Origin of the sequence: Corallococcus sp. CA049B, from assembly GCF_003611685.1 — a bacterium.
GTDB lineage: Bacteria > Myxococcota > Myxococcia > Myxococcales > Myxococcaceae > Corallococcus > Corallococcus coralloides.
On record NZ_RAWC01000362.1, the window covers coordinates 1 to 4,952 of the forward strand.

General features: G+C 71.1%; 3 protein-coding genes and 1 pseudogene. 3 read left to right on the forward strand and 1 reads right to left on the reverse strand.

Translation table 11 applies throughout. The features are described from left to right. From D7W82_RS42055 to D7W82_RS42470, 3 genes and pseudogenes are all read left to right on the forward strand, one after another. Positions 1-375: pseudogene (locus D7W82_RS42055) on the forward strand (hypothetical protein); the annotation flags it as partial. Positions 376-514: 139 nt separating this feature from the next. Next, positions 515-1,090: a DUF642 domain-containing protein gene (locus D7W82_RS38405; protein WP_158617807.1), complete on the forward strand. Its 576-nt coding sequence runs from the start codon at positions 515-517 to the stop codon at positions 1,088-1,090. Between the two features lie 294 nt (positions 1,091-1,384). Continuing rightward, on the forward strand, positions 1,385-4,759 hold the full coding sequence (locus D7W82_RS42470; RefSeq protein ID WP_120623004.1) for an ATP-binding protein: 3,375 nt from the start codon (positions 1,385-1,387) through the stop codon (positions 4,757-4,759). Positions 4,760-4,763: 4 nt separating this feature from the next. On the opposite strand, the gene D7W82_RS38415 is transcribed toward D7W82_RS42470, so the two are convergent. Continuing rightward, a partial coding sequence (locus D7W82_RS38415; RefSeq protein WP_147439763.1) for a hypothetical protein occupies positions 4,764-4,952 on the reverse strand: 189 nt, incomplete at its 5' end.

Sequence of the window (4,952 nt, forward strand, 5' to 3'; positions counted from 1 at the left end):
GTGCTGGAAGCCTTCCATTTGTCGTTGACGTCCGCCGCGCGTATCACCGCCAACGGCGGTGGCGGCGGCGAGGGTTCATCCACCACCAGCAATTACGGCGGAAATGGCTCCAATGGTAGCCAGGACTCCGCCTTGCCTGCGAGCGGAGGAACCGGTGGAACCGCCACGGGAGGCGACGGCGGCGCAGGGGGAACCGGCACGGCGGCACCCCTCAAGGGCGCGGACGGAATCAGGGATGGCTTCGGTACCGAAGGCGGCGGAGGAGGAGGCGGAGGCGCCGCGGGCTACATCCACCTGCGCAGCGTCCAGTCATGTGTCATCAACGCCTCATCCGTGATCAGTCCCGCACCCACGGGTGGCTGCGCACCCCTCTGACCCGCCTGGAGGGCAACCAACCCAGCCCCCCCATGTGAAGTTTCACACACCTGCTGTGAAATCATGTACGGTGTGTTTCACCCGCTGCACGACGCGCGGGCGAAACACATCTCAGGGGGAATCACATCATATGAATGGCATGCAATTGCTGCGTCGCGGCGCGGTGGTGGGCTTTGGCTTCTTCGCGCTGATGGGCTGTGGGGGCCCGGATGCCGTAATCCAGGATCCGGAGCTCGGCAACGTCGAGCAGGGCATCAACGTCGCCACCAACGGCAGCTTCGAGAACAACGCCATCGGCAACTTCAACTACGTGGTCCTCAACGCCGGCAGCACCGCGTTGCCGGGCTGGACCATCACCGCGGGCATCAAGGTGATGAAGAACACGTACAAGACGCCGCAGAACGGCGTGCAGTCCATCGACCTCAATGGCCTGGGCGCGGGCTCCCTGTACCAGGACGTGCCCACCGTCGTCGGCGCCGGCTACACGGTGACCTTCTACGTGTCCAACAGCCCCGCCTGCGCCACCGTGTCCCGGTCGGCCACCATCAACTACGGGCCGTCCAGCGCCAGCTTCTCCAATTCGTCCGCGTCCTGGGGCCTGCGCACCTACGTGTTCAACGCCACCAGCACCACGTCGCGCATCACGCTCACCAGCACCTCCGGTGGCGTCGGCTGCGGTCTGGCCATCGACAACCTCCAGGTGAACGGGCCGTGATGCACGCGGTCCGCTGATCCATGCGGGCTCCGGGCCGCCGCTCCCCTTTTCGGGGGACGGCGGCCCTTTTCTGTAGCGCCCAGAGAACGGACGTCCGCTGGAGAACCCAGGCTGCGCCATTCAACACACACGGCCTCCGGTCGCCTGGTCGCCCTCCAGGCGCCCGCCGTTCATCGACGCACGTTTCGCCAGGGGCTCCCGCCCGGCCTACTGGCCATTGCGAGGAGAAACCCCGAAGTTTGCTCCCCCAGCAGTGGCCTCCGTTCTTGAAGGCGCGCCTGGGCGTGGAGGCACATGGGCGCGGTGGACGACATCCTGCGAGGAGGCGGCGCCTGTGGCGCACTGCTTCGCCAGGTGGACTGGGCGAAGACGTCCCTGGGGCCGGTGGAGACGTGGCCCCAGTCGCTGCGCACGGCCGTCGGCATCGTGCTCGCTTCCGACTATCCGCTCTATGTCGCGTGGGGCCCGGAGTTCGTCCAGTTCTACAACGACGCGTACCGGCCCATCTGCGGACGCACGAAGCACCCCGCCGCCCTGGGACAGGCCGCGCCCGTCACCTGGCCGGAGGTCTGGCACATGCTGGGCCCCGGCTGGGAGCGCATGCGGCGGACGGGCGAGGCCCTCTTCGTCAATGACCTGATGATGCCGCTCGACCGCAACGGCTTCGTCGAGGAGTGCTACTTCACCTACAGCCACTCGCCCGTGCGCGACGAGTCCGGCGACGTGGCGGGCGTCTTCGCGGCGCTGACGGAGACCACCGGACAGGTGGTGGGCACGCGGCGGCTGGACACGCTGCGCGAATTGGGGGCCTCCACCGCGGACCGGGCCACCCTGGACGACGCCTGCCGCGAAGCCATGCGCGTCATCGCCGCGGCGCCGCTCGACGTGCCCTTCGCCCTGCTCTACCTGGTGGATGACGCCACCCGCACCGCCCGGCTCGCTGGGACGAGCGGACTGGCCGCGGGGGATGCGCTCGCTCCCGAAACACTGCTGCTCCCGGACGGCACGGGCGAGGCGAGCGCGGACTGGCCCCTGGGCGCCGCCGCGAGCACCGGCGCGGCCTTCCTCTGGGAGAGGCTCCCCGGGGAGACAGGCACCGTCGCGGTGGGGCCGTGGCCGGAGGGAACGGCCTCCGCGTGGGTGCAGCCCCTGCCGCGCGTGGGACATGCGCGGCCCGCGGGCTTCCTGGTGACGGGGCTGAGCCGCCGGCTGGCGCCCGATGAGAAGTACCGGGGCTTCCTGGAGCTGCTGGCCCGGGGCGTGACGACGGCCATCTCCCAGGCCCACGCTCGTGAGGAGGACCGCCGCCGCGCGGAGGCGCTGGCCGCGGTGGACCGCGCGAAGACGGACTTCTTCAGCAACGTGAGCCACGAGTTCCGCACGCCGCTGGCGCTGATGCTGGGGCCGGTGGAGGACGGTCTCCAGGATCCGCTGGAGCCGCTCGGTCCCCGGCAGCTCGAACGGCAGCGCACGGTGCACCGCAACGGCCTGCGGCTGCTCAAGCTCGTCAACACGCTGCTGGAGTTCTCCCGCATCGAAGCGGGCCGCCTGCACGCGACCGCGGTGCCCACCGACCTCGCCGCGCTCACCCGAGGGCTCGCCAGCGGCTTCCGCTCCACCGTGGAGCGCGCGGGCCTGACGCTCGACGTGGACTGTCCCCCGCTGCCGCACCCCGTGAAGGTGGATCCGGATCAGTGGGAGAAGATCGTCCTCAACCTCATCTCCAACGCGTTCAAGTTCACGCACCAGGGCGGCATCCGCGTGAGCCTGCGCTGGCGGGGAACGCAGGTGGTGCTGCTCGTGGCGGACACCGGCACGGGCATCCCGCCGGAGGAGCTGCCGCGCATCTTCGACCGCTTCCACCGCGTGCAGGGCGCGCAGGGACGCAGCTACGAGGGCAGCGGCATCGGGCTCGCGCTGGTGCGGGAGCTGGTGCGCCTGCATGGCGGCGACGTGCAGGCGGAGAGCCACCCCGGCCAGGGCAGCACCTTCACGGTGACGCTGCCCGCGGACGCGGCCTCCACTTCCGCCCCCGCCGAGGGCACGTCCACGTCCGCGCGCGTCCTGACGAGCGCGACCGCCGCGGCGTTCCTGGAGGAGGCGTCCGGCTGGCTGGAGCCAGAGGGCACGCCGGCCACGCTCGCGGCCGGCGCGGCCTCCGATTCCCTTATGAGGACCGTGGGCGGCCACGTCCTGTTCGCGGACGACAACGCGGACATGCGCGCGTATGTGCATTCGCTGCTCGCGGACCGCTTCGAGGTGACGCTCGCGGCGAACGGGCAGGAGGCGCTGGAGTCCTGCCGGGCCCGGATGCCGGACCTCGTCATCAGCGACGTGATGATGCCGGCGCTGGATGGCTTCGGGCTCCTGCGCCGGCTGCGAGATGCCCCGGCGACGGCGCACGTGCCCGTCATCCTGCTGTCCGCGCGCGCGGGCGAGGAGGCCACGGTGGAGGGCCTGCGCATGGGCGCCACCGACTACCTGGTGAAGCCGTTCTCCTCTCGGGAGCTGCTGGCGCGCGTGGAGGGCAACCTCGCGGCGGCGCGGGCGCGCCGGGAGCAGCGTCAGGCGGAGCGGGAGCGCGAGAAGCTGATCGCGGTGGTGGAGCAGTCCTCGGACCTCATCGGCATTGGCGGGCCGGACGGACGGGCGATGTTCCTCAACGAGGCGGGCCAGCGGATGCTGGGGCTGGAGGGGCCGGAGGCGGTGCGCAGCACCCACCTGTTCGACTACTTCCTGGAGGAGGACCGCCCCTACGTGCGCGACGTCATCCTGCCCAGGCTGCGCGAGCACGGGCGCTGGGACGGTGAGTTCCGCCTCCGCAACTTCCGCACCGGGGGGGCGGTGCCCGTGCACTACAACTTCTTCCAGCTGCGCGATGCCGCGACGGGCGAGGACATCGGCATCGCCACGGTGAGCCGCGACATCACCGAACGCCACCGGCGCGAGGCGGAGGCGCGGGAGCAGCGGGAGTTCGAACAGCAGCTCATCGGCATCGTCAGCCACGATCTGCGCAGCCCCATCAACGCCATCCTCCTGTCGGCGAACGCCCTGCTCCAGCGCGACGACCTGGGGGAGCGCGCGACGAAGAACACCGGCCGCATCATCAGCAGCGCCGAGCGCGCGAACCGCCTCATCCGCGACCTGCTGGACGTGACCCAGGCGAGGCTGGGCGGAGGGCTGCCGGTGCACCGCCGCCGCATGGACTTCCACGAGGTCACGCGACAGGCGCTGGAGGAGGTCCAGGTGGCGTTCCCGGAGCGGCAGGTGGTCCTGGACCAGCAGGGCGATGGCCTGGGCTCGTGGGACGAGGAGCGGCTGGGCCAGGTGGTGCTGAACCTGGTCACCAACGCCCTCCGCTACAGCGAGCCCGGCTCCACGGTGCGGATGTCCACGCGCGAGGAGGGGGACGACCTGGTGCTGGAGGTCCACAACCGGGGCCGCCCCATCCCGCCGGAGATGCTGCCCACCCTCTTCCAGGCCATGCGGCGCGGCCACCATGACGAAGGCCGGTCCTCGCGCAGCGTGGGGCTGGGGCTCTACATCGTGCAGCAGGTGGCGCGCGCGCACGGAGGCCACGTGAGCGCGACCTCCAGCGAAGAGGCCGGGACGACGTTCACGGTCCGCATGCCAAGGGAAGCGCCCCCCGCCTACGACACCGTGTCCTGAAGCCCTATTCGTCCGCCCGGAGCGCGATGGCGGGCGTCACGCGCAGCGCGCGGCGGGCGGGCAGCCAGCTGGCCACGAGCGCCACGGCCCCCAGCAGCAGGGGCACGCCCGCGAACGTCAGGGCGTCCAGCGCGCCCACGCCGTAGAGCATCCCCGCGAGGCCGCGCGCGAGCACCGCCGCCCCCACGAGCCC